The organism is Polaromonas sp. P1_G4, assembly GCF_056405475.1.
In genome coordinates, this window is record NZ_JBFUCA010000593.1 from 1 (window position 1) to 2,408 (window position 2,408).

At 60.7% G+C, this 2,408-nt stretch carries 2 protein-coding genes; one reads left to right on the forward strand and one right to left on the reverse strand.

What is annotated here, in order from left to right; translation table 11 throughout:
• The first annotated feature begins 279 nt into the window (after nucleotides 1-279).
• The gene (locus AC1D1X_RS20955) at nucleotides 280-1,950 is read left to right on the forward strand and encodes a SulP family inorganic anion transporter (protein ID WP_477670205.1); all 1,671 of its coding nucleotides are present in this window, start codon (nucleotides 280-282) and stop codon (nucleotides 1,948-1,950) included.
• Nucleotides 1,951-1,972: 22 nt separating this feature from the next.
• Here AC1D1X_RS20955 and AC1D1X_RS20960 read toward each other — a convergent pair.
• Nucleotides 1,973-2,408: hypothetical protein (locus AC1D1X_RS20960; RefSeq protein WP_477699072.1), on the reverse strand; the 436-nt coding region annotated here is incomplete at its 5' end.

The following is a 2,408-nucleotide window of genomic DNA, read 5'->3' on the forward strand; positions in this document are numbered from 1 at the left end:
AGGCAGGCGGACAGGCGCGACGGCATTGCAGACAAAAAACTTAAAAGGCCAAACAATCACTTCCCCAAAAAACCATACGCAGATGATCAAAACGGGACGACACTGATGATTCGACCCTGAAATCACACGAAAAGTAACTATTTCTACCTAACAAAACCTTCTAATGTACCGAATGTTGAGGCTTCGAACAATGGAAAAAAGTCATATGGGACATTCAATGCCTATGCCGTTGCCCGCACCACCAGCCGCGCAAATCCCACGACCCACGCCCGCCGCATGATGCATTTACCGGCCTATCTCGCCCCATTTCGCCCGCGCCTGTTTTCAGCGCTTGCCGGCTACACCCGCGAGCGTTTTTTCAAGGATGCCGGGGCCGGCGTCACGGTGGGTATTGTGGCTTTGCCCCTGGCCATGGCTTTTGCCATCGCTTCCGGCCTCAAGCCCGAGGCCGGCATCTGGACGGCCATCATCGCCGGCGCATTGATCTCTGCGCTGGGCGGCTCGGCAGTGCAGATAGGCGGCCCGGCCGGCGCCTTCATCGTCATCGTCTACGGCATTCTTGAACGCTACGGCCTGGCCAACCTGCTGATCTCCACCGCCTGCGCCGGTGTGCTGCTCTTTCTGCTGGGTTTTTTCAGAATGGGCACGCTGGTGCGTTACGTGCCGGTGAGCATCGTGGTGGGTTTTACCAACGGCATCGCAGTGCTGATCGTGCTGTCGCAGGTCAGGGACCTGCTGGGGCTGGTGGTGCCCAAGATGCCGGCCGATTTTTTTTCGCAGCTGCGTGTGATCGGCGAACACCTGGACAGCTTCAACCCTTACGCGCTGGGGCTGGGGTTGGCCTGCCTGCTCGGCCTCTTTGTGTGGCCCAAGCTGTTTGCCGTGCACACGCGAAGCGCCGGCGGTTTCACCACGCGGCTGATCAGGCTGATGCAGGCCGTCGAGGGCGTGCAGCTCAAGCGGGCCACGCGCATGGCGTCGCGCATGCCGGGGCCGATTGTGGCGCTGGTGACGCTTACCGCGTTTGCCTATTTGCTGAGCCTGCCGGTGGAAACCATCGGCACGCGTTTTGGCGGCATACCCCGTGCCCTGCCTTCCTTTGCGCTGCCTGACTTTTCATGGGAGACGGTGCGGCTGCTGGTGGCACCCACCATCACCATTGCACTGCTGGGTGCGGTGGAATCGCTGCTCTGCGCCCGCGTGTCCGACCAGATTTCCGGCCTGCCGCGTCATGACCCCAACCAGGAGCTGATGGCCCAGGGCGTGGCCAACTTTGTGGTGCCGTTCTTTGGCGGCATGCCCGCCACCGGCACCATTGCCCGCACGGTGACCAACGTGCGCTCGGGCGCCACCTCTCCCGTCTCGGGCGTGGTGCATGCCCTCACGCTAGTGGTGGTGGTGCTGGTAGCCGCCCCGCTGGCCGTCCATGTGCCGCTGGCGGTGCTGGCGGGCATCCTGCTGTATGTGGCCTGGAACATGGGGGAATGGCGCGAATTCGCCCACCTGCGCCAGGCCAGCAGCCATTACCGGCTCATCATGCTCGGCACGTTTTTGCTGACCGTAGTTTTTGACCTGACGGTCGCCCTGCAGGTCGGCCTGATCCTGGCCTGCGTGCTGTTTGTACGACGCATGAGCACCCTGTTCCAGGTGGTGGAGGTCTCACGCAGCGCCGACGGCGCCAGCTTCCAGCTGTACGGCTCGCTGTTTTTTGGCGCCGTCGCCAAGCTCGACCCCATCCTGAACGTGGTGGAAAGCGCGCCCAAAGGCCTGGTGGTGCGGCTGGACGTGCAATCGCTGCAATCGCTGGACACCTCCGGGCTCGATGTGCTGGAGCAGCTGCACAAGGCCATCGTGCTGCGCGGCGGCCGGCTGGTGCTGGCGGGGCTCAATGCCCAGCCGCTGGCCGTGATGGAACGCTCAGGATTTCTTGAAAAGATCGAGCGAGTCTAGACTGTATAACCTTCTGCGGTCACTATTCCGCGCCATGCGTACTTCGACGACGCTCAGCTACCTGCACCCAGTCCAGGAAGACCATCGACGGATAGTAAAACAGCCCTGCCAGAACAACCAGAAACGCCAAAAAATAAAGATGGGACCGGCGCTCGGCGGCGATTTTTTCCTGTGCGTCCTGTTCAGAAAAAAGGACTTCGCCCGCCACAGCTTCTATCCGCGACGGCCTTTTCACAGAACCCGAAAGATAACCGGAAGGCTGCTCGCTCCAATAAACCTTGACCAACTTTCCGTGATGGGACGACTGACCGGGGAAACAAGCCGTAATGCGGGATGTCAGACTTGGTGAAGCGCAACTAAACGCCAGCGCAATGCCGTCGGCCCGCCTCACTACCATTGGAGCGGTCAATTGAGGACGTAAACACCATCGGCAAGACAAAAAGTCTGTCTTTAACGGC